Below are 26,451 nucleotides of genomic sequence, written 5' to 3'. Positions count from 1 at the left end.
AAGGTTTCCCTATGTGAGCACTCTTTGCGGCGGGAAGTCGCTGGCAGGTTGGGATGCCCTGGACTCACCATTTCTAGGATTACTATGCCGGTAGAGGACGACCACAACAACGCTGAAACCCTGCAAGAGCAGTTGATGCGCTTGGAGCGCATTGCTCTGGCGGCAGGGCTGCCTTTGGCAGCAGAGTGGGTGCGCGACCATCACTCGCATGCAACGGTATGGGTGGAAGACGGTAAAGGCAATGCGCAACTGATGTTTGCCTGGCTGGCTAAGGAGCGTAAGTTGGAGCCCATCCTATGCGCCCTTTGCGACCACGTTGCAACTGAGCCAGATAGCCTTTACCCCTACCACCGGGAGCGCAGCCGGTGCGCTGCACACATCAAGGATTAATTTATGGGAAACGGATCAAGTCAACTTGCGAAAAATGACGATGGGCTTATTTGAACGTTGGCTAGAAATTGAGCGGGCGACCGGAAGACCAATGACCTCAATTCTGGGTGATATTAACGCGGCATGCGGTACGTCATACCGCCACAACTGGCCCAGCCTGATGGCAAAACGAGGCTACAGCCTTGACAGGTGCCCAACAAATGTTCGGAGATACATGATGAAAGTGGTAGTTCCTGATGAACTTCTGAGGTTAGGTATGCAAGCGACCGATGGGAATGTTGCGGCCATCGTTGTCAAGTTGACCTAAGTCTTAAGAACTTTGCGGATCGCGGTCACGAAGCCGGGTTCAAACAAAGTACGTCCGGTGGGTGTAATGATTTCACCATCCTGTCCAATCGCCCATCCTTGGTCAGCCAGAAATTCCTTCAAGATCGCCCGATTCAGGGCATCACTCTCTGAGTTGATGTGACCTTTCGAAATCGTTGCGACGTATTCGAAATGAATGCGACGAAATAGCTTTAAAATTTGAAAAATTTAGGCCATCCTTGCATTGCACGGGTGGCCTTTCTGCTGGTCGATGCCGGAGCCAACAACAGGTCAGGCGCATTGGAGAGATCGCAGATCGCAAGAAAATTTCCCATTCGTCTATGAATTCACAAGTCATTGATTTTGCTTGCGATTTCGGATTTTCAACGTCTGGCAAGGCTGGCGGTGGGCATTACCGAAAGGGCTACACTCGTCAGGCGGCGGAGTCACCTTTGCCATTGTTTGCCGACACGAGTGGCGCGACACTGGACGGCCTGGAAGATGTTTTCAAGGCGGCTTTCGACATCGCGCAAAGCCAGATCGATACCGATCCTGCCTCACTGAAGATTCATGGGCCACAAGCCAAGGTCGCCGCCAACACCACGGACCTGACAAGGCTAAAAAATCAGAGAGAGGATTTGGCCAAGGTCATTGGTCGCATCGAATTTGCATAAAGTAGAACGCAGTCGCATCAAATGTTAGAAAAATCGGCGCAATGATTTAAAAAATGCCTTAGCTAAGTCGTTGATTTATTGTTTTCGTTGTCGCAACTTATTCGAAAAATCACATTAGGGCGGGGAGGATGTCAAGATCGGAATATCCCCCAAATGGGGGATGGCGCAAACCGAATTCGACAAGTACCATAGTCTTAGTTTTGAAAAATTCGTTCTATGTCGGTCAAAATAAATAAATCGCAGTGCATTCAAACGATCTTGAGTATGTTGGCTTCTGGCCGCGCGTTGGCGCATCACTCATTGACATGCTGCTGCAGCTCGCCATCATGTTGCCCCTGACCTACGCAGTTTATGGTCGGTTTTCTCAGCCTGGTCGGATGTTCATGGGCTTCGGGGACTTCTTTCTCAACATGCTCGTACCTGCCGCAGTGGTCATTGCGTTCTGGGTTTACAAGAGCGCAACGCCTGGAAAAATGGCGCTGTCAGCGCGAATTGTTGATGCCGATACAGGCGCACCCCTGACAACCTCTCAATCTGTCATCCGCTACTTGGGCTACTTCGTATCCCTGATCCCGCTGGGTGTTGGTTTCTTTTGGGTGGGATTTGACAGGCGCAAGCAAGGGTGGCACGACAAGATGGCCAACTCTGTTGTGGTTCGTCCTGGCGGTGTCGAGCCCGTGAGATTTCAGTCCAAATCGGATTGGCGCAACCCACCACCGCAAGAGCCGCGATTTTGAGAACTGCTAGTCAATGTTGCGTTGGTAGCGTGGAAAAGTAAAAAATTTATACGAGAAAAAGCCATCGCAACAAGTGCAATGGCTTTTGGGGTTTACTGGATCACCATACCGGTGTCGGCTGTTCAAGTTTTTCAGCTTGAATTTCCATCGAAATGCCTTGGGCAAATTGACGTGAACGCAACTCTTCTAAAACGGCGGAGGCATCAGAGGCTTCTTTAACGGTTGTGACCGTCGTAGGCTTACTTTTGTGCATAAGAGCAATTTGATCAAGTGCATCTTGAGTCATGTCAAGTTGCTTTGAGAGATCAATTGCCACTTTTTCCCAGCTCGTTCGACCGTCGTTTGAAGACACGATGACCATGACACCGGAGCCTTGAGTCGATTTGCCATCGGCCAATTTTTTCAAGCGGTCTTTGGCGGTGTCAACATCAGTTTGAAGTAACTTGAGCCGAGAATTGAGAACAAGGTAGCTTTTGGCAGCTTGTTCAAATTCAGATCCACACAGTTCAACGTCAGTGATGATGGCCACTCGCAAGCGCATGGCCTCAAGTAGCAATTCACCTTGTCGAACAACGTCAAGCTTGACCGTAATTGGTGCAGCTTTTCCAATTTGCGGCGCATACGAGAAAAAATCTATTTCCTGGATCTGATTGTCAGTTGCAAGCATTTGCCACTGGATCTGATCGTAGTAATACTCAGGCACTTGACCCAGCATAGCCATGTCGTGAATGCGCTCAGAGATCGGACATTTGATTTCAACACCGCGTGAGCGAATGATGTTAGCGCCGTCCAATGATGCTGCTATCCATGGTGTTGCCGTGGATTCAACACACAAGGCCTCGTACTCTTCACCGACGATAGCCATGTACTCTTGACGAGCTTTTGGCTCCAGGGCAGTGCCGCGAGCCATTGCAAAGGTTCCAACTTCGCGTTGACGACGCCCGGTCATTTCTTGCCATGTTTTGTGCATGGTCGAAAACGGTGATTTGCCACCACAAATACTACCTACGGTCGCCGTAATGCGAGTGCCATCAAGAGCTACGTGTGCGACACCAAACGTATCGGTGAACGCACGACCTGAACGCCATGCTAACCAATCGGGATCACCCTGTTCGAGATGAATTTCTTTCATTTGAAATCTCCAGTTATGTTTTCACGGAATGTGAGAACTGCCCTAGTAATGCGGCCTGGAGAAAAAAGCGAAGGAGGGTTGCTGTTTTGTGTTGAAAGTCGTTGTTTTAGGCCGCAATATCGACGGCAGACATGAAAAAAGCCAACTCGAAGAGTTGGCTTTTAAGGGGTGTTAGATCGTCGTATTTTGTGAATACGTCGTCAACATTTAGCGGTTGTAACGCGCCATTTTCCGAGAATTGCGGCAGAAAGTGCCTTCAATATTCGATTGCGTGCTATCAGAATGATAGTGAATGAAGGGAATGTCATCATCCATGTCGTCAAAACCAGAGGCGGCGCGACTTGGAGCAGGAGCTTGTGCAGCACCAGAACGTTGAGCCGGAGAAGCTTGACGAGCAGGAGCCGGTTGACGAGCAGCAGGGGCCGGTTGACGGGCAGGAGCAGAACGTTGAGCCGGAGCAGGTTGACGAGCCGGAGGCGCATCGTCATCCATGTCAAACGAATTTCCGTGAGCAGGGGCCGGTTGACGGGCAGGAGCAGAACCTTGATCTTGAAATTCACTGATGGCAATGGAAAGATAGTCACCCGCCTTTTCACCTTGTTTGATCCAAGCGGCCAATGACAGTTTCGGACCATCTTGTTGGTTGTCCAAATTCAAAGAACCACGGAAATCAGGCTGTTTAAGCTCGGTTTTCTTGTCGTTTTTGAACAGAGCGCCATTGAAGTACGAACGCGATTCGCCGTCAATGAGGGCGACAGAGAGGCGGATGTAGCCTTTGCCAGCAGCCGACTTTTGACGAACGCCACGAACATCGTAGCCCTTATCTTTGTCATAACCGCTGTACTGCGCCTGGACACGGTTGTCCTTGGAAAGTGAGAATTCGATTTTTTCGTTCGTGTTTTGGAACACGTTGAAATTTGCCAAACGCAGAAGATTTTGCTTGCTCATGATAAGTTTCCTTTAAGTACGGTACACAGGCGAGCGGCCCATGTCTTCGTTAAAAAAGCAGTCGAAACCGCTAGTTGCAGCGAAATTGCTACGAACTAAGCTGGATATGTGCGAAAAAATTAAAGTCGCTCAGACAAGCTTTGCTCAAATTCCGTGCATATCCATTATAATGTTTGCAACGGGTCTACTTTTGCGACATGAAACTAATTATTGCTGAAAAACCAGCCATGGGACGCGACATCGCACAAGCCCTGTCTGGGATGCTGGGCCAACCTATCAGGGCAGATTCCGCTCGGATGTGTCAGTGGGTGGGTGACTACGCGATCGTTGGGGCGCAAGGGCACTTGTTTCGACTCGTTGATGCGGAACACTACGGCGATCAGTTTGCTTTTCCCTGGAAGCTCAACACACTGCCGGTTCTCCCCGCGCAATTCTTACTTGAGCCGGCCTATGAAAAGCTCAACGGAAAAGTGGTCAACAGCAGCTTGACACAATCCATCAAGCGCCGTCTTGTTGCCATCAAAAGCTTAATTGCTGACGCTCATGAAGTCTGTCATGCAGGCGATCCAGACCGCGAAGGGCAAGCCATTATTGATGACATCTTGCGTGAATTCAATTTCACCGGGCCAGTGAAGCGTCTTTGGCTGCACGCGCAAACCAATGATGGAATCATCGAAGCCTTCAAATCGATGAAGGACAACCAAAACTACGCCACGCTGGGCTTGGCTGCGGTGGCACGACGAGAATCTGATTGGGCCATCGGCATCAATGCGACTCGCGGCTATTCAACGGTCTGGTGGAAACGTGGCCACAAGGGACTGCTTAACATTGGCCGGGTTGTGACTCCTTTGGTGGGCATGGTTGTACAAAGGGAAAACGACATCACGTCATTCGTTCCCATTGAGCACTACTCGCTGATCGCCACCGTCGATTTCGGGAAGCAGGAACCGTTTGTGGGTGAATGGCAGCTAGGCGTGCATGAGGGTGATCCTCGCTTTGATGCCAGGGGCAAGCTCCTTTTGGACCGCGCAAAAGCCGAACAGGTTCAACGTAAATGCACAGGCAAGCAGGCAAGGGTGATCCTGGCTGAAAAAAAACCGCTCTCAGAGTCGCCCCCGTTGCTTTTTTCCTTAGTTGAACTGCAAAAAGCTGCGGCAAGGATGGGCTATTCACCAGACGAAGTGCTCGCCGCAGCTCAAGCCTTGTATGAAAAACACAAGCTGACCAGCTACCCAAGAACAGAATGTCAGTACGCGCCGGAATCTGAACTAAAAGTGGCCGATGCAGTCATCAATGCGATAAAAAGCAATTTTGGTGGGCAATTTGTCATCCCCCAGGAATGCGATACCAGCAAGCGTTCGAGCGCCTGGGACGACAAAAAGCTTGGCGATCACTTCGCAATCATCCCCCTTGTTTCTTCTTGCCCGGTGGGCAATTTAAGCCGGTGTGAGCTGGACGTTTACCGTTTGGTGTGCCGACAGTATTTGGCTCAATTTCTTGAACCTTACAAATACATGCAATCTGCAATTGAAGTTGAGATTGATTCGCATCGGTTTCGTGCAACAGGTAGAACCCCTGTTTCATTGGGTTGGCGAGTTCTTTTTGGGGGCGCGCAAAAGAAGTTCGACAGCACAGGCAAGGTTATAAATCAGGCAGTTTTACCAAATATCCAAGTCAATGATTTTGGCGATGTTGTCAAAATGGATTTGAAGTGTGCAAAAACTGAGCCACCCAAGCGATTTACTGCAATTACGCTGCTTGAAGCCATGGAAAAGGCTTACCTTTTTGTGACTGATCCTAAAGTCAGAGCAAAGTTAAAGGATGTTGAGGGCATTGGCACTGCAGCGACCCGCTCAGGGATTATTAGTAAAGCGGTATCTACCGCTTTAATAGTCGAAGATAAATCCAACAAAATTATCAGCTATCGACCAACGCCAAAGGCATTTGGTTACATCCTGTCTTTGCCAAATGTATTGACGAAACCCGATCTAACCGCTTGGTTTGAGGGCAAGTTGGAGTCGATTAAAAACGGATCGCTTGAGTATTCCCGTTACCGGGAGGTATTGACAAAACTTGTGAGCCATGTTCTAGAGAGCGCTGTTAGCGGGCAGGCCTACAACAGCATGCCCGGCCCAAGTGATCTTCCACAGCCAGTTCAGGCCACGTCAAAGAGTGCTCGTAAGCCTCGCAAGAGCCCCGCAGTCAAGCGAAAGAAGGTGGCTGCGTGAAAGCTATTGACTTAACAACACTCAGCTTGAGTTCTGCGTTAAACAACATCCCCCGAGATCAATGGATGACCAGTCCTGTTGTTTACCGTGAGATGGTGTTTTGCAGGCGTTTGAACGGAATAATTAGACACCATATTATGAAGGGCGGCGTTGATATTCAATGTTTTAGTGACATTTCCTCAGAGGTATATGTCATTATGCAGATGAAGATGCTCAAGATTCTTGATAGTGTTTCTTCATTCTATTCGGTTGCCTTCAGAGTATCTGAATTGGTGGTTGCCAGTTACCGGAAAAAAGATTACAACACCGTCAACGGCAAAAACATCAGTTTGGATGCTCCTGCGTTGGACGATGGCGATAACTCTGCCATGCTTGAAATACTCTCCTACGAAATCACAATGGCTGACTTCTCCGAAGATATTATTAAGCGCGTCGATTTGAGTAACGCAAAAACCAATTTAACTAACAAATTGGGTCTTTTAGGTTGGCCAGAGGATGTTCCGCGAGTTCACAAAAGAATTGGCAGGCCCAGAAAGTGATTTTGTTATTGCGGTTCTGGCAAAGTTATATAGCGAAGAAGTATGTTGTTCGTTAAGTCTTCATACATCATAGCAAAGGCAATTTTTGCACTTTCTGGCCATGTATTCCAAACTGATTTTTTTGGAAGTTTATATGTCATGTTTTTGTCTTTACTCATTTGTCTATAAATAAGTTCAAGTGTATTTTGAATATTTGTAGTGTAAACAACATCATCGTTTTTAATAAACCCAGACAATATGTACACCTGTAAAACTGGTATTTCCAATGCAGATGCAAGTTTTTCAACCGTTTCACGACTGGTCTTTGCTGCCCAGCGGTTCCCGTTGGTGATGGCTGTGAGAATTGGAACTGATATACCTGAATACTCAGCGAACTTTTTTAACGACATTTTTCGGTTGTCAACAAGATGAGTCGCCCGGAAGTCTTCAATGAGCGTGATGAGGTCTTGTTGGAGTGTAAAGAAGTCCCCAGAGTCTTCTGTTGCCTGTTCGTCGTCTTCATCGGGGATGTTGTTTGTACTCATGCTTTGCATCTTTAGGATATGTTGAGGCTGGATCTGATGATCTCTTATTTTGCTCTCGTTAGCTTACATTTTTAAAACTTAAAAAGGAGGTGTGGCCAAAAAAAAAACCTTTAAACAACCCAATACTAGCTTTTTCGTTATAGTCTTTGCAACATAGAGGTTTTACATGACTACTGCAATTCGTCCACTCACAATCAATGAGCGCCGTCAGCCGGCAACTCGAACCTTCCACGCTGGGTTTAAAAACGTGTCATTCCAGATCGGTGTGCTGGAAATGCCAGTCAACCACGCGGGTTACAACAATGACACGACTGCGACCTACACCAAGGCAAAAATCATCAAGGATGGTGGAAAGATCCACTTTCCTGCGATGGTGCCAAAACCAATTGTTCCGCATAAAGGCCCTTCAAATACGGTTGCCTCTGTCATTGGCATGCGCAACAACTACGGCGGTTATGACGCTGTATTGGTCGTCCGCAATAATGAGCGCCTGAGTTCATTCAATTCCCCACTTCGTACCGTGGAGGATTTGGTGAACCTCGATCCCAAGGAAAAGAAGCTGGAAAACGAAAACCGGCTTGGCAAGGGGTCGAACGCTCGGGTTCACAACCAGGTCATGTTGTGTGGTGTGATTGTTGGTGCCCGCTTTGAAGATGGTGATTCTCCCCGCTTTCACATGATGATGCGCCAGGATTCCAACATCAACAACGTCATTCCTTTGGTGTATGAAGCTCGCAATGCGTCGGCATTGGCCACTCGAATCAAAGCAGGCCAACTTACAACGGTCGATGGTGAATACTACTATCGGTCTATGCCTGTGTACGAACTCGATGCCGATGGGCGCGTCAAGCTAGATGCAGATCGTCGCCCGGTTCCAGTGCTCGATGAAAATGGTGTACCAAAAAAACGTATCAGCACCTACATCCGTTGTGGCGTTCCACGCGACCCCTCTGAATTTGACACGGATTTTGGTTCAACACCACCGAAGTGGATCGTCCAGATGGCAAATGATATGGCCGCGTATCGTGAAAGTGAGCGTGTGTCGCGTGAAGCTGCTGCGATCAAACGCACCGCAGCGAAGGCGGCAACGGTTGATTTGCCACCAGCTCGTGTAGTGGCCACTGCGGAAGACCTCTAAGTGAAGATTTCAGAAAAACGCATCCCGAATGTTGTTGTAGGGCTCACGCTTTTTTGGCTGGGCATAGCTCAGGCGTTTTTCTGGAATGAACCATTCAATATCCACTTCATTCCGATGTGGTTGGGTTCGATTTTTGTCGGAATTTTTATGGCGAAGTCATCTTCTGATGAGTTCAGGGATCTCATTTTAAGACGTTTGAAATACAACTATGAATTGAAATTGCCGGTCGGTGATCGTCGGGCTTTTTCAAATCAAGATCGTGGCGTCGTGTCCAGTCTTGGGGGAGTTCCCTTTTTCCGCCAGGCTATGCCTTGTGTTGAACAGATTGAAAAAAACGACCTGTTGGTTCATTCACCCCCTGAATTGAAGCCCGAGCATTTTGACCGACTGTTTTCCGATGTGTTTTCAAAGTCAGGCCCTAACACAGGGCTTGAACGACTTGCCGACAGAACTGTCAGAACACTGTGTTATAGCAAGCACATCAAACATCCGGCAGGAGTTGATCGTCATGGCGGACGATCTCTGTTGACGCACACGTTGCTGGTGACAGCCTTGATGCTGCACCAGGCAAAAGCTTATACCTACGATCCAAAGCGCCACACACCGAACAACCCAAATTTCAAGTTAGATCCCAAAGATCCACTGATCCCGGCGCTTGGCTTTTTGCATGACATTGGAAAGTTGGTCAAGTTCATTGTGAATTCCAATACTAACGCCGTGACGATTCACGCTGATCACAGTTCTGAGTCTGCGCGGATTGCGTCTGACTTTCCAGAATATTGGGATATGGACATCTCTTGTGAAGATCGTTTGCTGTTGCAAGATGCCATTTCATATAGCTGGCAGCTCAACGCATTGCCTATCAAGAAATCAACAATGGCACGCCCACGACCTTCTTCGGATCGCCTATATGCATTGGTCGATCTCTTGAGTTCTTGTGACGTTCTTGCCTCTTCTATTGAAATGGGCGCTGGCTATGATTTTGGCGTAGAACCTGTGTTTGAAACGGTCCAAACATTAGACGACATCAACGCCGTCAACGTGTATGAAGAATTTTTAAACTTTGCGACGATCAAAGCCGACATCAATGCATTGAATGGCATCAAGAGTGTTGGCTTTCGCTACAAAGGAATGATCGATGGTGTGATGATGAATGTCATCGTCTTTGACGAAAAAAAATTCTCGGAAGACTTTAGCAAGTACTTGGAAAAACCTGATTTGAATGCCAAAGAGGACAAGCGAAGTGTGATCACAGGCATTGTCCTGGGCGAGCTTGATGAAAATGGCATTCTGGTGCGCGATCCGAAAGACGTTGGCTTACGTCCGGCGAAGGACTGTCTCTACAAAATCGTGTTCACGGCACCCAATTCCAACGGGACAGAGAACGCGATTGTGCTGTCCTCGGCGTTTGTGATTTCCCTTGATGGGGTTGAGCGGTTTGCGACTCTTGAGAAAACCACCAACTGTCACGCTGTTCCGAGTTTCAGCAACTCGATTTACGGGTCCAAAAAGTTCAAATCTACAGGCACAACAATTCTTGAGGATGTTGCATTGGAATCCCTTGGTATAAAACCCACCGGGCAGAAAAAGGTGCCTGTTAGCATTGCGACTTTGATCAAGCCCCCACCAGCGCCCAACTCTGCTTTGACGATCAATTTCATTCGAATGGGACTGAAGAACAAAAAAATTGTTCCGACCACGGTGCAAACGGAGTCGAGCGGCGTTCTTCATGTGGTTGGCTACAACAAATTTTTCAATGATTTGGGTATCAAACTGGAAGAAAGTAGTGGGGGAGAGTCACTTAGCTCAATAGGCATCAAGTCCATCAGGAGATCAAAAAAGAACCCTGATGACTTCATTGTTGATCTTTGTGGCGATATTTACGGCAATTTGAATAACAATTAGATTTTATCTAACTTTGTCGTGACATAATTAAGTAATCAGATAGTTGGCAGGTTCAGAGAATAACTAACTAGAAAAAATTAAGGAAAATAAGATGGAAATTCAACTTTCCAGTAAATTCAAACACAAGAAGATGCGAGTTCCGGTGAGTCGTCCGGTACGTTTTGCAAAATTTGGCGATCAAGCTGATCACGTTCTGACTTCCAGAATGCGTGAAATAAAGTCCAGTCTGGGTATGACAACGAATGAATTGGCTCGTGCGGTTAACCGTTACGAGAAGGAATTTGGTCGTCCAAGTTCAGATGTTGATCATGTTGTGAGCAGTTCCTATTTGCCAATCAAGGCAATTTTGCTTTCTTCGTACTTGCAGGGATGGGTCATGCAAGATAACTTCATTGAGTCTTTCCATAGGCGTCTTGAGGCGTATTGGAAGCACACAATGTCAACAGACAACACCGGGAGGCCAAAGAGTATTCGCCCGGTCATGGATGCCTGGTTTGAAAAGCTTGGTATTGACCCAACGAATCTGACTGTTTCCCCTCACCGTGAACTGTGTCGCCGTGTCACGCATTTGTGTAAGCGTGCAGTGGTGTGCGACCGGGCCGGTGTATTCCAGAAGGGCACTGATCTTGACGACGAGTATGGCTGGTACGCAATCCTTGATGATGAAATGGTGGTTCACCGTTACGTGTATCGTAAGGCTGATGATTTGTTGATTGCAAACAAAACGATAGTTGCACCTGGTGATGTTGTGCAGTACAGCAAGGAAATTGTGTCTCCTAACCCCTCGTATCAAACGAGTCAGGAGAATCCGATTAACCAGTCAACTTACTACAGGTGGTATCGCTCAAATAAGATGCCCAGGTCCAGGGTGGCCACTGAACTTATCGAGAATGCTGTCAACGAAGCCGCTGCTGAGTAGCGGCTTTTTTGGCGCTTGTTAATTATTGTCTTTGCAACAGGAAGATTTATGAGTTTCATCATTGGTTTACCGAGCGTGCGGCCAAGCGAGGTCGATGTGGTGTATTTACAGACATCGGAGTTGAATAATCAAACCTTGTTTGCGCTGGAGCGATCTATGCGAAGCGCTGTCAAAATCAACCCAATGGTGGAGTGGTCTGCGATGCTGAAACTTCTCGAAATGGATGGTTTTAGTTGCGTTTTAGATCCCAAACAGAATTCTGTTTTTATTCATTCGCGCCCATGGGATGAACACCTGACGCACCCTGATCAGGCACAATCATTTTTTGTGACTTTCCCTGATGATGCCCCTTACGAGATTGCCAATGGGCTTTTCCTTGCAAGCAGGAACCCGTCGTTTTATTCTCTGGTTAGTGAGAACTACCTGGGGGATGGCAAAGTGGTTGTGGTCAACAATGCACATGAACTGATCTATCCAGATGACTCGGCCTGGATTGATGATTCTCATACAGAAAAGAAGTCTATAGGCCACTGTGAATTGATCCGCGACCAATTCTGTTGTGAGCAGGAATACTCTGACGCATTGAAGGTTTTAGCAAACTCTGGTTACAAGGTCCATCTTGAAGAATTGGTTTGAAATGCAATCTGATTGCTCTGAAAAAATGATTCCACACGCTCTACTGCAAGAGAAGAAAGAGCTGGAAGCTCGTCTGATTTGGATTGAATCTGAGATTAAACAACTTTCAAATTCAACAGGCCTTAATGAGCGCATTCAACGACTTAACTACGCCAAAGCGCAGCTTGTAGCGACCCTTGATATTCGTCGTGTTATGTACGAAAAACCAAAGATTTAAAATTGTTTTTCGCAAGAAAAATAATTTGGGGGATTCCTTAAAAATCCTCCTTTTTCTTGTGGTTGCGGTATAATCTTTGCAACACCAACTATTTGTAAAAACCTATGAAACACTTGATTCTGTATTCCACCATCGCAGGTGGCTTTTTCGCACAATCAGAGGCGCTTGATGCGGCTGTGGCGCGATCCCGCGAAGAGGTTGGAGAAGATGTCTGGAAGCGTGGATTTTCTGGCAATGCCCGTGGTGGTGCCACTGCCGTTCTTCGCTCTTACCTTGATGGCGCTTGCATTCTGCCGATGGCGATGGAGGGCTTGTTGAACTATGTCAACTACCGCGAAAACATCGACGGCAATGGCAATGTTTACCCGAAGCTGCGAATCGGTCTTCAGGCTGGAAACGATGACCAATACACCATCTCCCTTGATCTCAAAAGCGATGTCGCCCAACGATTGATCGTCAAGCTGAATAACTGTCTGCCTGGTGAGTGGGTGAAGATTTCTGCATGGCCTTCACCGATTGAGCGTGCTGGACGCACTTTCATTAACCATGCTGCCAGCATCAAGGACGCAGATGGCACGGAAATACCCGTCAGTGCTGATTTTTCAACAAAACTAAAGGAGGAATGCACCAAGGTTGACAACGCCTTGAGAGCCGTAGGTGTGACAGATGTGAAGGTGATTGCAACTGCAAAAGCCAACAAACGTATCGAGAGTCACAAAGAGCTGCTTTTGAAAATCAGGGCTGTTTTTGTCTCTGAATCTGAGCGCGTCTGATCGGGCAATTTCGCCCATTTCATTTATTTCGGAGTTTTCCCCATGACTGCAACCGCAACACTTCAAGTTTCCAATGTCGCTACCAGCACCCCGGTTGCGGCTAAAAAACAATTTTCGCTCCACGTCCCATTGAATCAACTCACCTTGTCGCCAACCAATGTGCGCCGGGTCGAACCCACTGGTATCTCTGAGTTGGCCCAAATGATCGCAAGCCAGGGGCTATTGAACCCGTTGATCGTTACACGATTAGTTGATCAGGACGGCTTGCCGCGTTACGGTGTCGAAGCTGGTGGGCGCAGGCTTCGTGCCCTTCAAATGCTTACCGCAACCGGGGCGCTGTTTGCCGACTTCCCCGTTGAATGCAAACTGATTGACGCTGACTCGGCCATTGAGGTCAGCCTGACTGAAAACATTTCCCAGGAAGGCATGCACCCGGCTGACGAGTTTGATGCCTACCACGCGATGTTTCAAAAGGGTGTAACCGCTGCAGCCATTGCCAATAAATTCGGCGTGACAGAACTGCATGTGCAACGTCGCCTCAAAATGGCCGGTATCGCGGCAGAATTGTTCAGCCTGTACCGTGCCAATGAACTGACGTTGGATCAACTGATGGCGCTCGCGGCCACGGATGACCAGGAAACACAGGTGAGGGTTTGGAACTCTTTGCCGCCCTACTCACGTTCGGCACACCAGATCAAAAATCAGATTCTTCAACAGGAAGTGCCTTCCAGCGACAAGCGGGTGAAAGTCGTGTCAATTGAAGAATACACGGCCGCTGGTGGCGAAGTCCGAGTTGACTTATTCAGCGAAAAAGACGACGCGGTGTTTATTGCGAATCCGCTGCTGCTGAATGAGTTGGTTGCCAAGCATCTGGAAGATCGCAAAGCCGAACTGTTGGGTGCAGGGTGGGGTTGGGTTGAAACCAGTTTGGAGCAGGTTCACAGTTACAACCTTGGATCGAAGTATCAACAAGAACGGCCTGTACCACGCGCACCAACACAAGAAGAACAAGCAAAGCTGGACGAAATGCAGGATCGTTTGAATGACCTTAACGGCAAGATTGATGATTGTGAAAATGATGACGGCGCTGACCCTGAAGAAGTCGGAAAATTGAGCGATGAGGCGGCTGAACTGGATCAAGAGATCGATGCTCTGACGGCCACTTTTATTGACACCAGCAACCCCAACAAGGCCACTCAAGGCGTGATTGTCTTTGTCGGGTGGGGTGGCATTGACTGCCACTACGGTCTTCGCCTAAAAGGTTCGGTTGGTGACGCTCAGTCAGGCGTAGGTAGCGCCCAAGGCAAGGTTAAGCCTGATTTCTCAGAACGACTGATGCTCAACATGACTTCGCACCTGACTGTTGCTTTGCAGGCATCCATGATTGGCAATCAAAAAGTCGCACTGGCAGCGGCGGCTCACCGTTTTGCTGAGTCCTTGATGGATCATGGGTCTTTTAACAACCCGGTGAAGATCAATTTGACCAGCGCGAAGTACGAGTTGGAAAAGAATTCTGATTCGCTGGCTGCAAACAATGGGCATGAAAAGGTGGAGAAGGCATTGGATCGCTGGCGTCAAATGTTGCCCGTAGATAAGGCTCTGTGGCTTGATTGGTTCATTGGCCAGCCCCAAGGGGCAAGTCTTGAAATGATCGCGCTGGGGACGGCCCTGGCTACCACGGCGGTACATACAACCAACGGAGCATCCCAAGGCAACGCGCACGGACTGATCAAGGCGGTTGGCCTGGATATGGCTGATTTTTGGGCGCCAACCCCTGAAACCTACCTCAAGCACATGCCGAAAGGCAAGATCATTGATGCTGTGACAGAAGCCACGAGTGCAACTGTTTCAGAGCCAATGGCAAAAATGAAAAAAGACGAAGCGGTTCAGTACGCCGCTGCCAAGCTCGCCGGTACTCGGTGGCTTCCATCAGCCCTGAAAGCTTGATTTTCAAACGCAAGGCCATTGCAAAACGATGGCCAATCCAAGTTCAGAAGATCGAAATGACTGTTCAAACAATTAGCTTAACCCGTGTGAAGGCAGCTCTGGCCTTTGTCTCAAAAGAGTTAGCACTTGGTCTTCGAAGACCAAGTGATTGGCGGGTCTATGCGGAGGCGTTGAGCAAAGGACCCTTCCCGCAAAGCGGAGCTATAGACGACTCGTTTTCTGCCACATCCAAGCAAGGCGGAACGCCATCAATTACAACGATAGACGGTGAAGTGGCCGAAAAAAAGGAAGATTTTAAAGGTGGGAAAAAAACCGAGTTCAAATCAGAATTTGGCGACTTGTCGATGGCGGTACCACGGAGGGAGGGATGCTCTGGTGTGTATGAGCAGCAAAACTCAAGCACACATCGTCATGGAAGCAATGACCACAAAAAGTATCAATCGAAAGGCTTTAAGTGCTAACAATAAAAAGGGATTTTTATATTCTTCCTGCCAAGGTGTGTGTTGATGCGTTGGTGCGCTTCAATATTGCCAAGGACGACGCAAGTTCCGCAACCACTGATTTGAAAGATGAATACGGCTGTGATGGCGTCATTTGTAGCGGTAGTATTGGTGTCGGATTGGCCTATCGCTTTGCCGCTCGTATCAATGGTTTTGGTCCTCCAACAAGGATCAATAGCAGTCACTGGATGATCAAACCGGATCGCAAAACTAATGCTGGTATGGTGGCCCAAAACAAACTTGATGATGTAGCAGACTTGTTGACTTTGCTAACCTGGAGCCTCGAAAAATGTCTTGGTGTTTTCGGAATGGTGGCTGATGGTGATGCAACGCATTTTGTTGTGGCCAAGCCATTAAACGATGGTCGTGTCATGCTTTCGGTGCCGCAGGGGGACTGGCTATCACGCGACCCGCTTGGATGCATCCTGGATTTACCTGTGATCCCGGCAGACTCTGAACTGGTTGATGAAGCAAGGGCTAAACGTCTTATTAATGAGGCGATGACTCAGGCCAAAGAGCCGTCGTGAATTGATTTTTGAGTTCAAAATGAAAGTTCACAAAGAAATAGCGCGAAGAACGCCACTGAAACCGCCGAAGCCGCCGAAGCCGCCGAAGCTAATTCTTCCCATCAATATTCAGCGCCCTGAGCGTTTGTTGCTTGACGATGGCACTATGTTTTTGACTTTACCAACTCTGGATGAGTTGGATAGGTTTTGGAAAGAGAACAAAAAGGGCTTTGCATTCGCTGCCAAATACGGAACCGAACCAAATCTGTGGATCAGTTCATGACCGCGACGTGAACGCTGCAAGAAACATTCTCGCGCTCGGACATGAGCGTCTAGCAGTAGGAATCCCTGTCCTTGGGCAGGGAGGCTGTCAACTCCAAGGCTCTCGCGCTGACAAGTCCCCACTTTTTTGTAAACGCCGTTCACAACAATGCCATAATTGGCGCATGGACTTATCGCTTAACCGTCGCAACAACTTGATGCTTTTGTACGCCCAACACAAGGCTAAGTACATCAAAAAACACCCTGAAGATTCTGGTGTTGGTCTGGACCTGGCTTTTGCAGTGAGGCTACAAATCGCCAAGTCTTCACTCTCAAGCATGAAAAGCGGTTCGCGTCAGATAGGGGTGAAGCTTGCACGCCAGTTCGAGGCGAATTTCAACATGCCAAGCGGCTGGATGGATGAGCCACGACTTGAGCCCGTTGTTCCAAAGGATACTGATTTGATGAGGTTCCTGAAGCTGTCCATGCGTGCTTACGAAGCGGCAGATCAAGATCGGCGTCAGGCCATGATTTCCGAACTTCAAGACGAGCTAAGCTGCCATTTGTAGACAGCAAAAAATATTTTTTCATAAGTTGTTGTTTTTGCTTGTAAACGCCGTTTACAATACACTATCGAATTTTGATTCAAACCGTCAATACCAATTTTTTCAGCAAGTAAAGAGATCATCGTGAATATGCAACGCAATCCAATAACACTCAACAGACCAGCAATGGTTTGTGATGCGTTCTTGCGTGCAACACATTTAGATTGGCAGCTTGGCGACTCATGCACAGTTGGTTATGCGGCATCAATTTCATTACAACAGAGCGAGATTTCAAAAGAAACCGGGTTGCCGGTGTTTTCTGAAAATTCGTTCAGTCCGGGGGGGGTAGGTAAGCACCTAAGCCCCAGGTTTACCCAAACCTCAAACCCGGACTCCTTGCATAAAGGACTCCGGGTTTTTTGTTGCCTGCATCGCCAGGCGGCATGCTCTGAAAAGGGCTGCTCCTTAATAATTTGTTGCCATGTGAAAGAGTCGCGCCGATGTGCTTATGCATTTTTCGGTCTGCGATTCTTTCCGAAATGACTTGTTTACGGGTATCCGTGGCAATCATCTTTTTTGATGTTTGCTGGATCGGTAAAGCATGAGCTGCCCGTGTCATTTCGAGAGTGTTCGGAAACACATTGCCATCGAGCCGAAAGGCGCGAGCGTCCCAAGATGGCAGTGGAAGTGTGTCGGTCTTCAAGGGATCGGGCATGCTACGTCAGGCGCATTGCGTTCTGAATTCTCTCGAAATGAAAAGTTAATAGGGTCTGTAGCTCAGTAGGTAGAGCACCTGATTGAAGATCAGGGTGTCGGTGGTTCGGCTCCACCCAGGCCCACCAGAATTTGCAGAGTAGAGAAGCCTGGTATCTCGCAAGCCTCATACGCTTGAAATCGCTGGTTCAAATCCGGCCTCTGTTTCCATTCATGCCGAATACGCCAAGGTTCGCTGCACCACAATGGCAAGCAGGAATTCGGTAGGTTATTCCCCGTGTATAGCGCAGCCTGGTAGCGCATCTGGTTTGGGACCAGAGGGTCGAAGGTTCAAATCCTTTTACACGGACCATTTTAAATTTTCAATATCTACATAGCTCAATCTGGCAGAGCGTCGTTCTCCAAAAGCGAAGGTTGTTGGTTCGAGGCCAACTGTGGGTGCCAATGTTTTTGTCTCTTTCGTCTAGTGGCCCAGGACAACTAACTTTCCCTTAGTAGATCGTCGGTTCGAATCCGACAAGAGACGCCATTTTTTACAGTTTTCTGGGGGGTGTAGCTCAGTTGGGAGAGCGGTTGCTTTGCAAGCAGCATGTCGCAGGTTCCTGTCACTTCCAACATATTTTTTTGAATTGGATGCGTCGGCAAATTACCGGCGCACTGATTGCGGGAGTTATTAACCCGCAGGACTCGCAGTGATGGAATTGGCAGACATAGGCCCTTTTAGGGCCGGGTAGTCACAAGGCTACCGTGAGGGTTCAAGTCCCTTCTGCAATGAGTCTCAAACATATTGAAGGGGGTTAGCCAAGCGGTACGGCACTGGATTTTGATTCCAGCATGCGTAGGTTCAAATCCTACACCCTCTGCCAATTTTTCCTTCAAAACAAATTGCCCTGGTGGTGGAATTGGCAGACACACCAGAATGAGGTTCTGACGCTGAAAAGCGTGTCGGTTCGACCCCGACCCAGGGCACCAATGATCGTTCAAACACCTCACAGCGCCCCATTAGTTCAGCGGATAGAACAGTGGCCCTCTAAGCCTCGTGTCGGTCGTTCAAGTCGGCCATGGGGCACCACCTTTTTTGCAGGCCTGACCGAGTGATCAGGTACCAGCCTTCCAAGCTGAGGATAGGGGTTTGATTCCCCTGGCCTGCTCCACGTTTTTATGGAAAGTAATGCAGCGGGAATGGTCCTGCGACCGGCTTTGAACACCGGGTTCTCAGTAATGGGATGGGGTTCGATTCCTCTGCTTTCCGTACCCTTTTTTGATTCAAATCTTTACCCTGGATACGTGGGGGAGTTGGCCGAACCCGCAGGACTGTAACCCCTGTCTTAACCGCACGCACGTTCGAATCGTTGCCGTATCCACCAATCATCAGCGACCGTAGTTCAAATGGACAGAATACGGCACTCCTAATGCCCTGGTGCAGATTCGAGTTCTGCCGGTCGCACCATACTTCGAGTTTTCAATTCCGTGCAAGCAAACAAGGTGTAGGCGCTCGACTGTTAATCGAGAATGAGCCTGGTTCAAATCCAGGGCACGGAGCCACCTTTTTTCTGTGGTCATAGCCAAGCGGTTAGGCGTTGGATTGCAAATCCAAAAAAAGACCAGTTCGACTCTGGTTGACCACTCCAATTTTTGATGTGCCGTAGCTCAGTTTGGCAGAGCGCTCGCCCGATAAGCGAGAGGTCGGGATCTCGGAATTCCCCGGCACTACCATCAACATTTTTCAGGAAGATTGGGCGAGTGGTTTAAGCCGACAACCTGCTAAGTTGTGACTCAGAAATGGGTTCTCTGGTTCGAATCCAGAATCTTCTACCACCATCAACTGCCCATGTGGACAAATAGGTAAAGTCAACTGTTTCAAACGCAGAAGTCTGTGGGTTCGAGTCCCACTTTGGGCACCAGATTTTGAAATCCGTCAAGAGAAGAATCTATAGGAAGAAGTCAAGTAGAAGGATCACCTTTTTCTTGGAAAGTAACGGGGTTTCAAATTCACTTTTTGCTGTGTAGCTAAGTGGTAAAGCCCTGGCCTCATAAGCCAGTGATGCGTCGGTTCGATCCCGTCCACAGCAACCATCGCCAACCAAGTTCTCGCGGCATTAGCTCAGTCGGTAGAGCACCGGCCTGTCTAGTCGGTGGCCTGGGGTTCAAGTCCCCAATGTCGCGCCAAATACAAAATCAGTTCCCTAGCTCAGAGGCAGAGCAACGCCTTTACACGGCGAAGGTCGAGATTTCGAAATTCTCGGGAACTACCATTTTCTTTCCCTGCCGGGTTAGCTCAGTTGGTAGTAGCAATCGATTTGTAATCGATAGGTCATCTGTTCGATTCAGATACCCGGCACCACATACTTTGTTCCATTTTTAATCAACAACTGGAGAAATTCAATGTCTCGAAAAACTAGCGTGGTCGTCAAACTACCGCCAGTACGAAATCGCTTCGTCGTACTGGCTTCAAAAGGAATGCAGCCCAAAGCGGGTGCTCACGCAAAGAGTGCCAAGGCCATCCGGCGTGCAGAGAAGGTGAGTCTCATTCGGGGGTTTAGCTCATTTGGTAGAGCAACCGGTTTTTACCCGGTAGCGGATCAGTTCGAACCTGATAGCCCCCACCAGAGCATTCATAAAAGATCGCGTCTTTTGTGAGTGTTTTGAATCCTTAATTCCGAATGGTGGAATGGGCAGACACACCGGGTTTAAAACCCGATGCCATTAAGTTGGCGTTCCAGTTCGATCCTGGATTCGGAAACCAGAGCATATTTCATGGCAGCAAGTCGTTTCGTACCCATCACACCAATCCTTTTACCTTCACCCACCCACACCCTTGTAACCACTGAGAATCATCATGCCTAGCCGAGAAATCCTACGCCTTGACCGCCATGGCCAGCCTCAAAAATGGATCACCAAAAATGAGGCCGCAACCTACTACGCAACTGACAGCGTGGCGTGGACTTTGGGCGATACCTTTGCGGCATTGCGTGGTGGTTTGAATTCGATGACGGGACAAATATCGCGCATTGAAGTGCATCCGATCATCGCTGTTCGAGGTGTGGCCAAAGTGAATTTGTTTGATGCTTGTCCAGCACTCACAAAACGAACTCTGGTGGCTCGTGATCGCAATACCTGCGGATTTTGCGGTGGAGTGTTTAAGTACGATGACCTCACTTGCGATCACATTGTTCCGCAAAGCAAAGGTGGCCTCACCAAATGGGAAAACTGCATTTGCTGCTGCAAAAAATGCAATGGTGCGAAGGCCGATATGAGTTGCGAAGAGGCCAACATGCCACTTTTGTTTGCTCCATACCGGCCCAGCCATGCAGAACACCTGATCTTGTCAGGTCGCAACATCCGGGCTGATGTGCATGCGTTTTTGGCTGCACGCCTGCCAAAAGGTTCGCGGCTTTTGTAAGCTGATTCTCATAGAAAAAGCGGACATAGTTCGCTTTTTTTAGCACCCACACGCGGTGTGTTGCTGGCCGACGAATCGCCTTTTGAAATAACTTAGATGAATCCCATGTCGCTTGCAAAAAAGCCGCCAGTGTTTCGTTTCTCAAGGCTGCAAGCTGGTTTGCAGTGATGGCCACGACGTGCCCCCGGCAGCAGGCCTGAGACTTGTGCAGCGCGTTGATTTATGACAAGTTTTTTTGTGTTTGATAGGCAACATATTCTCAGATATTCGATTAAATTATTATTTTGTCTCTTATTTTGTCTCTTATTTGGTTTCGGTATATTGTTTGCAACGTGTTATGATTGATCTGTTTGACATCAAAATCAATGATCAGCACTGCCGCCTTCAGTCCTTGCCGCCGCTACCGCTACTCGCTGTGGCGTGATTGGAGCGATCTGGTGGCCGGTGGCAAAGGTTTTGCCATGTTCATAGGGCTCAACCCCTCTACTGCCGACGAAACCGAAGACGACTCCACCATCCGACGCTGTATTGCATTTGCAAAAAGTTGGGGCTATGACGGCCTGTGCATGACCAACCTGTTTGCTTTTCGCTCTACGGACCCTTCTGTGATGCTGGCCGAGTCCGATCCAGTTGGCCGGGACAACGATCAGCACCTTCAAGACATGGCGGCAAAGGCCGGGATCGTGGTGGCCGCTTGGGGCACGCCTGGTGTTCACATGGGCCGGGCTGATCAGGTCAAGAAGGTGATCCCGAGCCTGCACTACCTGCGATTGACCAAGGCCGGGCACCCAGGCCACCCACTTTACCTGCCAGGAAGCCTGGTGCCTAGGCTTTGGGCTGAAAAATGATGAACTGTAAATTGAAAACTACACCACTCGGTCTTCGCTTTTGGGCGAATTTCAAGATGATTGGCAAGGCAGAAAGTGCCATGCGAGGCATCCATAGAGAGCTTGCGAAGACGCGACTTTTCAGAGGTTTGTTTTTCTGTTTCTGGATGGCTTTGTGGCAATCAAGTTTTGCATCCCCGCTGATTGGTACTGCTGCCATTAAAGTCCCAAGAAAAGACGTATGGGGTGTTTATGACCAATACTATGGCTTTCAAAATTTCACTGATGCCATTGAATCTGTCCACGCTAGTTTGAGCGCCAATTCTTACCCCTGTGGTACTAACGGTGCAGTCCCAATCGGTTATTTCACTTCAACCTACAGCATTGCTTTGGGGCAACTCACTATTTATGTGAGTTGTCGGGCGCTTAATGGTAGCGTTGGAAATGGATTGTATGGATCAGTAGCGGAAACCTGTCCCAAAAGCAGCGGCTATGTGAATTCCAAGTCAAGCATGGGTCTGTTAGTCTGTGCAGATTTGGCAGGCATAAACATGGCTAAGTCCGCAGGCCAAACGGAAGGCCCTGGATGTAAAGTGTCAACCTCTTCTACATGCAATCCAATCAACATCGGCACTGGCAATAAATGGTTGCGTGAGCAAGATTATGTTGGTTTCGGCTCATATCCGTTGCAGTTCAGTCGCTTTTACAACAGCGGGGTGCTGATCAACACTATTTTGGGCTCGCAATGGAGTACCCATTACAGCCGCAAGTTAATGGTATCGACCAATGCGTCTTATCCCATCGTGGGTGTGTTCAGAGAGGATGGAAAGGTTTACACGTACAGCCTCACGAATGGGGTGTGGGTAAGCGATGCAGACATAAAGGACAAGCTGACTCAATCGCCTGGTGGTGGTTGGAATTTGATTACAAACACCAATGAGGTTGAGTCCTATGACGCGACCGGCAAACTGTTGAGCATTCGTAATGCTGCGGGACTCGCGCACACCATGGACTACGACAGTGCGGGTCGGATCTGGCACGTCACCGATCAAGCCGGACGAAAACTCACTTTCACCTACGACAGCAACAACCGAATTTATGTCTTGACGGTTCCCAACGGTGGCCAATACCAGTACGACTACGATATTTTTGGCAATCTGATCCGGGTTACATATCCCGATGCTCGGACAAAACAGTATCTTTACAACGAAGCCGGTTACTCGATTACAACTGTGGGTTTTGCAACATACCCCAACGTGTTGACGGGAATCATTGATGAGAGTGGCAGTCGGTATGCTAGTTATTGGTACGCCGACGGTAAGGCTTACAAAGAAGAACACGCCCCAGGCCTGAATCTTGGGATTGACCGCAACACCCTGAGTTTTGGTTCGGATGCAAGTGGCAATCCTCGTACCATCGTCACCGACGCACTCAACACGGCTCGGACATACAGCTACAAAACAATTCTCGGAATCCCACGCAGTACCGGGCAAACTCAACCCGCTGGGTCTGGCAGTGCGGCGGCGAGCAGTGCCCAAACTTATGATGCCAGCGGCAATGTAACCAGCCGAAAGGATTTCGTCGGCAACACCACTTGCTACTCTTACGATCTGACGCGCAATCTGGAAACTGTGAGGGTTGAGGGATTGGCACCGGGTAAAGCCTGCCCAAGCAACCTTGCAGCCTACCAGCCGATCATCATTGGCAATTCGGTCGAGCGCAAAATCACAACTCAGTGGCACGCCAGCTACCGGCTACCAACTCTGATCGCGGAGCCGTTGAGAGTCACCACACTGTTCTACGATCCTGGCACTGGCAATCTGCTAACCCAAACCCTGCAACCGACCACGGACGCCACAGGGGGTGCGGGATCTGCGGCGACGTACACCGGGATTGCTCGCACCACCACGAACACTTACTTTTCCACGTCGGATGCTCGCAACGGTCAGCTTCACACGGTAGATGGGCCGCGCACAGATGTCACCGACATCACCAGCTTCGATTACGACACAACAACCGGCGATCTGATCAGCATCACCAACGCGCTCAATCAGACCACCACCTTGAGTAGCTACGATGCAGATGGCCGTCCAGAGCATGTCACCGATCCCAACGGGCTATCTACGTTCCTGACCTATGCCGTGCGCGGGAGATTAACCAGCATCGATTCTGGTGGCGAAATTACGACCTACACATACGACGCGATTGGAAATCTGATCGGTGTGGTGCGGCCAGATGGCTCCCAATTCACTTACGCCTATGACGCCGCTCACCGCCTGACGCAAATCACCGATTCATTGGGTAATCACATCAATTACACGTTGGACGCGATTGGGAATCGAACACAAGAAAAAGTGTTCGACAGTGCAGGCACACAGGTTGTTGGCCACAGTCGCACGTTTGATGCTCTGAGCAGGTTGTATCAGGACATTGGCGCAGTCAACCAGACTACCGTTTTCTCATACGATGCCAATGGAAATCTGGCCACAGTCAAAGACCCGTTGAACCGGCAAAGTACCAGCGCCTATGACGCTCTGAATCGGCTGCTTTCCAGCAAAGACCCGGCCAACGGGATCACGGCGCTAGGATACGACAACCGCGACCAACTGGTGAAAGTCACGGACCCTCGCAACCTGATCACACAGTACACAACGGATGGCTTGGGCAACGAGAGCCAGTTGACCAGCCCGGACACCGGCATCACGGGCAGGACGCTCGATGCAGCAGGCAATGTTCTGACCATGACCGATGCCAAGGGCCAGCTCAGGACGTACACCTTTGATGCACTGAATCGCGTGCTGACCGCCACTTACAGCAAGGCACCAACAACACCGATAACGATCAGCTACACCTATGACCAGGGCGTGAACGGCATTGGGCACCTGACCGGCATCACAGAGCCGACAGGCACCACGGCTTATGGCTACGACCAGCATGGTCGATTGACATCCGGGACTCGCACCGCCCACGGCATGCAGTACACGACGATCTACAGCTACGACAGTCAAGGCCGACTGGCAAGCATTGGATACCCGTCAGGCCGCTTGGTGAGCTACACCTTTGATGCAATGGGCCGGGTGAGTGGAGTATCAAGCACCGTCAACAATGTCACCAAAGCCCTGGCCAGCAACATCACGTATGCGCCGTTCGGTGGCGTGAGCGGATTCAGTTTCGGGGATGGCACCACAGCGCCAGTTCAGTCCTATGCCCGAACATTCGACCAGGATGGCCGCTTGGCGACCTACACGCTGAAAGGTGTTCTCAATACCGTTGGTTTTGACGCAGCAAGCCAAATCACCATCATCACCAACGCGCAGTCCCCAACGCTGCCAGCGCTGTACGGCTATGACAACCTTTCCCGGCTCACCAACTACGCACAGAACACCACCGGCTACAACTACAGCTATGACGCGGACGGAAACCGGACCTCACTGACCATTGGTGCCAGCACAACGACCTACACCTACCCAGCCACCAGCAACCGCCTGAGCGGGGTTGTGCGGGGTGCCACGGCACCAGTAACCACGGATGCAAACGGCTCGGTCATCAACGATTTTGATCGCCAGTACGCCTACGACTTGCGCGGAAAATTGATTCAGACGACAACCACGCTGGGCAATGTCAATTACGAGGTCGATGCCAAAGGCCTGCGCGTGCGAAAACAAGCTGCGTACAGCGGCGGCAGCGACACGATGTTTTTCTACGATGGCCAAGGCCATTTGATCGGTGAGGTGCCCACAGGTGGAGCGACATTCTCGAAGGAATATGTGTACCTTGGAGATTTGCCTTTGGCAGTGACGGATGCGGCTGGTGGGTTCAACTACGTTCATACGGATCACCTCGGAACGCCACGGGTGATCACGAATGCGGCAGCTCAAGCAGTGTGGAGGTGGGATAACTCTGACCCCTATGGCGACAATGTGCCAAACGAGAACCCGAGTGGGCTGGGTGTCTATCACTTTGACATCGGGTTTCCAGGTCAGTACAGCGACAGAGAAACTGGCATCGTTTACAACATCAATCGCAATTTGAATAAGGCCACAGGACGGTACAACGAGAGTGATCTGATTGGGTTGGATGGTGGTGTTAATACCTATGGATACGCCGATGGCTCGCCAGTGACGAAAACCGATCCATTTGGACTTGCAACGTATATCTGTAAGCGTCCACTAGGCGGTTCACCTGGTTCGTATGCGCCTCCACTTTTGAATCACACCTATGTATGCATTGGAAGCGGAGCGAATATAACCTGTGGAAGTACAACAGCTTCGAGCGGTGGTGCGATGAGTAATATTTTTGGCAGCAGCAAAGGTAAGCCAACGACATCAGTTACCGATTACTACAAACGCGAGGCATGTGAGGAACGCCAAAGTGACGACAGATGCATAGAGACTTGTATCGCTAATGAGTTGGAAAACCCAACTCGACCGAAATATGGGGTTGGCCCGTCGGGTACTGATTGCCAAGAGTACACGGAGGATGTTGTCCGTACGTGCGAGAAGCGCTGTGTGCGGCGGTAATTATGACAAGACGAACTATCTTTTTGATCCTGTGGCTGGTGGCCGTTGCCTCCATATTCGTATGGTCTATGGTCAGCTATAACGCAGAGGTTGTACCAGAACTAAAGTACGAGATACTTCTTCGCCATGGAATCTTGATGCTCGTGTTATCACTGCCAAGTG

Annotated in this window: 24 protein-coding genes and 22 tRNA genes; 42 read left to right on the top strand and 4 right to left on the bottom strand. The window is 49.3% G+C overall.

The window, feature by feature from the left end:
* Window positions 1–84: 84 nt before the first annotated feature.
* Entirely contained in the window at window positions 85–390 is a 306-nt protein-coding gene (locus tag BLL52_RS19135) for a hypothetical protein (protein WP_075588227.1), read from the top strand.
* 303 nt (window positions 391–693) lie between these two features.
* Here the strand turns inward: BLL52_RS19135 and gmtX are convergent, their stop codons facing one another.
* Window positions 694–855, bottom strand: coding sequence for a gamma-mobile-trio protein GmtX (gene gmtX / locus BLL52_RS22100; protein ID WP_420852641.1), 162 nt, complete (start codon window positions 853–855; stop codon window positions 694–696).
* A gap of 182 nt (window positions 856–1,037) precedes the next feature.
* Here gmtX and BLL52_RS19125 point away from each other — a divergent pair, with 182 nt between their 5' ends.
* Together BLL52_RS19125 and BLL52_RS19120 are read left to right on the top strand one after the other, a co-directional pair.
* Window positions 1,038–1,370 carry a hypothetical protein gene (locus BLL52_RS19125; protein ID WP_075588225.1) on the top strand — a complete coding sequence of 111 codons (333 nt, stop codon included), beginning with the start codon at window positions 1,038–1,040 and terminating at the stop codon, window positions 1,368–1,370.
* A 242-nt stretch (window positions 1,371–1,612) separates the two neighbouring features.
* Window positions 1,613–2,107: an RDD family protein gene (locus BLL52_RS19120; protein ID WP_075588224.1), complete on the top strand. Its 495-nt coding sequence runs from the start codon at window positions 1,613–1,615 to the stop codon at window positions 2,105–2,107.
* A gap of 100 nt (window positions 2,108–2,207) precedes the next feature.
* Here the strand turns inward: BLL52_RS19120 and BLL52_RS19115 are convergent, their stop codons facing one another.
* Window positions 2,208–3,239, bottom strand: coding sequence for a lambda-exonuclease family protein (locus BLL52_RS19115; protein ID WP_075588223.1), 1,032 nt, complete (start codon window positions 3,237–3,239; stop codon window positions 2,208–2,210).
* Between the two features lie 207 nt (window positions 3,240–3,446).
* Window positions 3,447–4,187 (bottom strand): hypothetical protein, encoded by a 741-nt coding sequence (locus BLL52_RS21115; protein ID WP_198930663.1) that lies wholly within the window; start codon window positions 4,185–4,187, stop codon window positions 3,447–3,449.
* A 197-nt stretch (window positions 4,188–4,384) separates the two neighbouring features.
* On the opposite strand from BLL52_RS21115, the gene BLL52_RS19100 reads away from it, so the two are divergent.
* Window positions 4,385–6,415, top strand: coding sequence for a DNA topoisomerase (locus BLL52_RS19100; RefSeq protein WP_075588220.1), 2,031 nt, complete (start codon window positions 4,385–4,387; stop codon window positions 6,413–6,415).
* Window positions 6,412–6,954, top strand: coding sequence for a hypothetical protein (locus BLL52_RS19095; protein WP_139313493.1), 543 nt, complete (start codon window positions 6,412–6,414; stop codon window positions 6,952–6,954). Before BLL52_RS19100 ends, BLL52_RS19095 begins: the two co-directional genes overlap by 4 nt.
* A 5-nt stretch (window positions 6,955–6,959) precedes the next feature.
* Here BLL52_RS19095 and BLL52_RS19090 read toward each other — a convergent pair whose 3' ends face one another.
* A complete protein-coding gene (locus BLL52_RS19090) occupies window positions 6,960–7,478 on the bottom strand; it encodes a helix-turn-helix domain-containing protein (RefSeq protein ID WP_075588218.1) in 519 nt (172 codons plus the stop codon).
* A 166-nt stretch (window positions 7,479–7,644) separates the two neighbouring features.
* On the opposite strand from BLL52_RS19090, the gene BLL52_RS19085 reads away from it, so the two are divergent.
* The 37 genes from BLL52_RS19085 (at window position 7,645) to BLL52_RS18915 (ending at window position 26,289) form a co-directional block, all read left to right on the top strand.
* Window positions 7,645–8,616 carry a hypothetical protein gene (locus tag BLL52_RS19085; protein ID WP_139313491.1) on the top strand — a complete coding sequence of 324 codons (972 nt, stop codon included), beginning with the start codon at window positions 7,645–7,647 and terminating at the stop codon, window positions 8,614–8,616.
* Window positions 8,617–10,521 carry a hypothetical protein gene (locus BLL52_RS19080; RefSeq protein ID WP_139313490.1) on the top strand — a complete coding sequence of 635 codons (1,905 nt, stop codon included), beginning with the start codon at window positions 8,617–8,619 and terminating at the stop codon, window positions 10,519–10,521.
* A 91-nt stretch (window positions 10,522–10,612) separates the two neighbouring features.
* Window positions 10,613–11,440 carry a hypothetical protein gene (locus BLL52_RS19075; RefSeq protein WP_139313489.1) on the top strand — a complete coding sequence of 276 codons (828 nt, stop codon included), beginning with the start codon at window positions 10,613–10,615 and terminating at the stop codon, window positions 11,438–11,440.
* 48 nt (window positions 11,441–11,488) lie between these two features.
* Complete coding sequence (locus tag BLL52_RS19070; RefSeq protein ID WP_075588214.1) at window positions 11,489–12,076, top strand: hypothetical protein; 588 nt, start codon at window positions 11,489–11,491, stop codon at window positions 12,074–12,076.
* On the top strand, window positions 12,060–12,293 hold the full coding sequence (locus BLL52_RS19065; protein ID WP_139313488.1) for a hypothetical protein: 234 nt from the start codon (window positions 12,060–12,062) through the stop codon (window positions 12,291–12,293). The genes BLL52_RS19070 and BLL52_RS19065 overlap by 17 nt, the downstream gene beginning before the upstream one ends.
* Window positions 12,294–12,397: 104 nt before the next feature.
* Window positions 12,398–13,066, top strand: a complete 669-nt coding sequence (locus BLL52_RS19060) for a hypothetical protein (RefSeq protein ID WP_075588212.1) — start codon at window positions 12,398–12,400, stop codon at window positions 13,064–13,066.
* A gap of 42 nt (window positions 13,067–13,108) precedes the next feature.
* Window positions 13,109–15,013, top strand: a complete 1,905-nt coding sequence (locus BLL52_RS19055) for a ParB/RepB/Spo0J family partition protein (RefSeq protein WP_083634084.1) — start codon at window positions 13,109–13,111, stop codon at window positions 15,011–15,013.
* Entirely contained in the window at window positions 14,986–15,474 is a 489-nt protein-coding gene (locus BLL52_RS19050) for a hypothetical protein (RefSeq protein WP_139313487.1), read from the top strand. The genes BLL52_RS19055 and BLL52_RS19050 overlap by 28 nt, the downstream gene beginning before the upstream one ends.
* Entirely contained in the window at window positions 15,468–16,040 is a 573-nt protein-coding gene (locus BLL52_RS20565) for a hypothetical protein (protein WP_139313486.1), read from the top strand. The genes BLL52_RS19050 and BLL52_RS20565 overlap by 7 nt, the downstream gene beginning before the upstream one ends.
* Window positions 16,041–16,059: 19 nt before the next feature.
* The gene (locus tag BLL52_RS20865) at window positions 16,060–16,302 is read left to right on the top strand and encodes a hypothetical protein (RefSeq protein WP_158025714.1); all 243 of its coding nucleotides are present in this window, start codon (window positions 16,060–16,062) and stop codon (window positions 16,300–16,302) included.
* A gap of 163 nt (window positions 16,303–16,465) precedes the next feature.
* The gene (locus BLL52_RS21110; RefSeq protein ID WP_206744501.1) at window positions 16,466–16,849 is read left to right on the top strand and encodes a hypothetical protein; all 384 of its coding nucleotides are present in this window, start codon (window positions 16,466–16,468) and stop codon (window positions 16,847–16,849) included.
* A 120-nt stretch (window positions 16,850–16,969) separates the two neighbouring features.
* Window positions 16,970–17,368: a hypothetical protein gene (locus BLL52_RS20560; protein ID WP_139313485.1), complete on the top strand. Its 399-nt coding sequence runs from the start codon at window positions 16,970–16,972 to the stop codon at window positions 17,366–17,368.
* A gap of 223 nt (window positions 17,369–17,591) precedes the next feature.
* A tRNA-Phe gene (locus BLL52_RS19035) sits at window positions 17,592–17,667 on the top strand.
* Between the two features lie 5 nt (window positions 17,668–17,672).
* Window positions 17,673–17,749: transfer RNA gene (locus BLL52_RS19030), tRNA-Met, on the top strand.
* 65 nt (window positions 17,750–17,814) lie between these two features.
* Window positions 17,815–17,891, top strand: a tRNA-Pro gene (locus BLL52_RS19025).
* Window positions 17,892–17,906: 15 nt separating this feature from the next.
* Window positions 17,907–17,983 (top strand) — tRNA-Trp (locus tag BLL52_RS19020).
* Window positions 17,984–17,991: 8 nt separating this feature from the next.
* Window positions 17,992–18,068, top strand: a tRNA-Glu gene (locus tag BLL52_RS19015).
* Between the two features lie 17 nt (window positions 18,069–18,085).
* Window positions 18,086–18,153 (top strand) — tRNA-Ala (locus tag BLL52_RS19010).
* 177 nt (window positions 18,154–18,330) lie between these two features.
* Window positions 18,331–18,405, top strand: a tRNA-Gln gene (locus tag BLL52_RS19005).
* A 21-nt stretch (window positions 18,406–18,426) separates the two neighbouring features.
* Window positions 18,427–18,511: transfer RNA gene (locus BLL52_RS19000), tRNA-Leu, on the top strand.
* 24 nt (window positions 18,512–18,535) lie between these two features.
* A tRNA-Arg gene (locus BLL52_RS18995) sits at window positions 18,536–18,611 on the top strand.
* 8 nt (window positions 18,612–18,619) lie between these two features.
* Window positions 18,620–18,693, top strand: a tRNA-Gly gene (locus BLL52_RS18990).
* 127 nt (window positions 18,694–18,820) lie between these two features.
* Window positions 18,821–18,906: transfer RNA gene (locus tag BLL52_RS18985), tRNA-Tyr, on the top strand.
* 7 nt (window positions 18,907–18,913) lie between these two features.
* Window positions 18,914–18,989, top strand: a tRNA-Arg gene (locus tag BLL52_RS18980).
* Between the two features lie 17 nt (window positions 18,990–19,006).
* Window positions 19,007–19,084, top strand: a tRNA-Asn gene (locus tag BLL52_RS20860).
* A gap of 10 nt (window positions 19,085–19,094) precedes the next feature.
* Window positions 19,095–19,170: transfer RNA gene (locus tag BLL52_RS18975), tRNA-Cys, on the top strand.
* Window positions 19,171–19,268: 98 nt separating this feature from the next.
* Window positions 19,269–19,357, top strand: a tRNA-Ser gene (locus tag BLL52_RS18965).
* Window positions 19,358–19,366: 9 nt separating this feature from the next.
* Window positions 19,367–19,443 (top strand) — tRNA-Leu (locus BLL52_RS18960).
* A 96-nt stretch (window positions 19,444–19,539) separates the two neighbouring features.
* A tRNA-Ile gene (locus BLL52_RS18955) sits at window positions 19,540–19,615 on the top strand.
* Between the two features lie 17 nt (window positions 19,616–19,632).
* A tRNA-Asp gene (locus BLL52_RS18950) sits at window positions 19,633–19,708 on the top strand.
* A gap of 11 nt (window positions 19,709–19,719) precedes the next feature.
* A tRNA-Val gene (locus BLL52_RS18945) sits at window positions 19,720–19,794 on the top strand.
* A 12-nt stretch (window positions 19,795–19,806) separates the two neighbouring features.
* Window positions 19,807–19,883, top strand: a tRNA-Thr gene (locus tag BLL52_RS18940).
* 189 nt (window positions 19,884–20,072) lie between these two features.
* Window positions 20,073–20,148 (top strand) — tRNA-Lys (locus BLL52_RS18935).
* Window positions 20,149–20,196: 48 nt separating this feature from the next.
* A tRNA-Leu gene (locus BLL52_RS18930) sits at window positions 20,197–20,285 on the top strand.
* Window positions 20,286–20,378: 93 nt separating this feature from the next.
* The gene (locus BLL52_RS18925; RefSeq protein WP_075588208.1) at window positions 20,379–20,942 is read left to right on the top strand and encodes an HNH endonuclease; all 564 of its coding nucleotides are present in this window, start codon (window positions 20,379–20,381) and stop codon (window positions 20,940–20,942) included.
* Window positions 20,943–21,307: 365 nt separating this feature from the next.
* Entirely contained in the window at window positions 21,308–21,790 is a 483-nt protein-coding gene (locus tag BLL52_RS18920) for a DUF1643 domain-containing protein (RefSeq protein ID WP_075588207.1), read from the top strand.
* Between the two features lie 11 nt (window positions 21,791–21,801).
* Window positions 21,802–26,289 (top strand): RHS repeat-associated core domain-containing protein, encoded by a 4,488-nt coding sequence (locus BLL52_RS18915; protein WP_206744500.1) that lies wholly within the window; start codon window positions 21,802–21,804, stop codon window positions 26,287–26,289.
* Window positions 26,290–26,451 lie beyond the last annotated feature (162 nt).

Source organism: Rhodoferax antarcticus ANT.BR (genome assembly GCF_001938565.1).
Classification (GTDB): Bacteria; Pseudomonadota; Gammaproteobacteria; order Burkholderiales; family Burkholderiaceae_C; genus Rhodoferax; species Rhodoferax antarcticus.
This window is presented reverse-complemented; position numbering and strand designations above follow the sequence as displayed.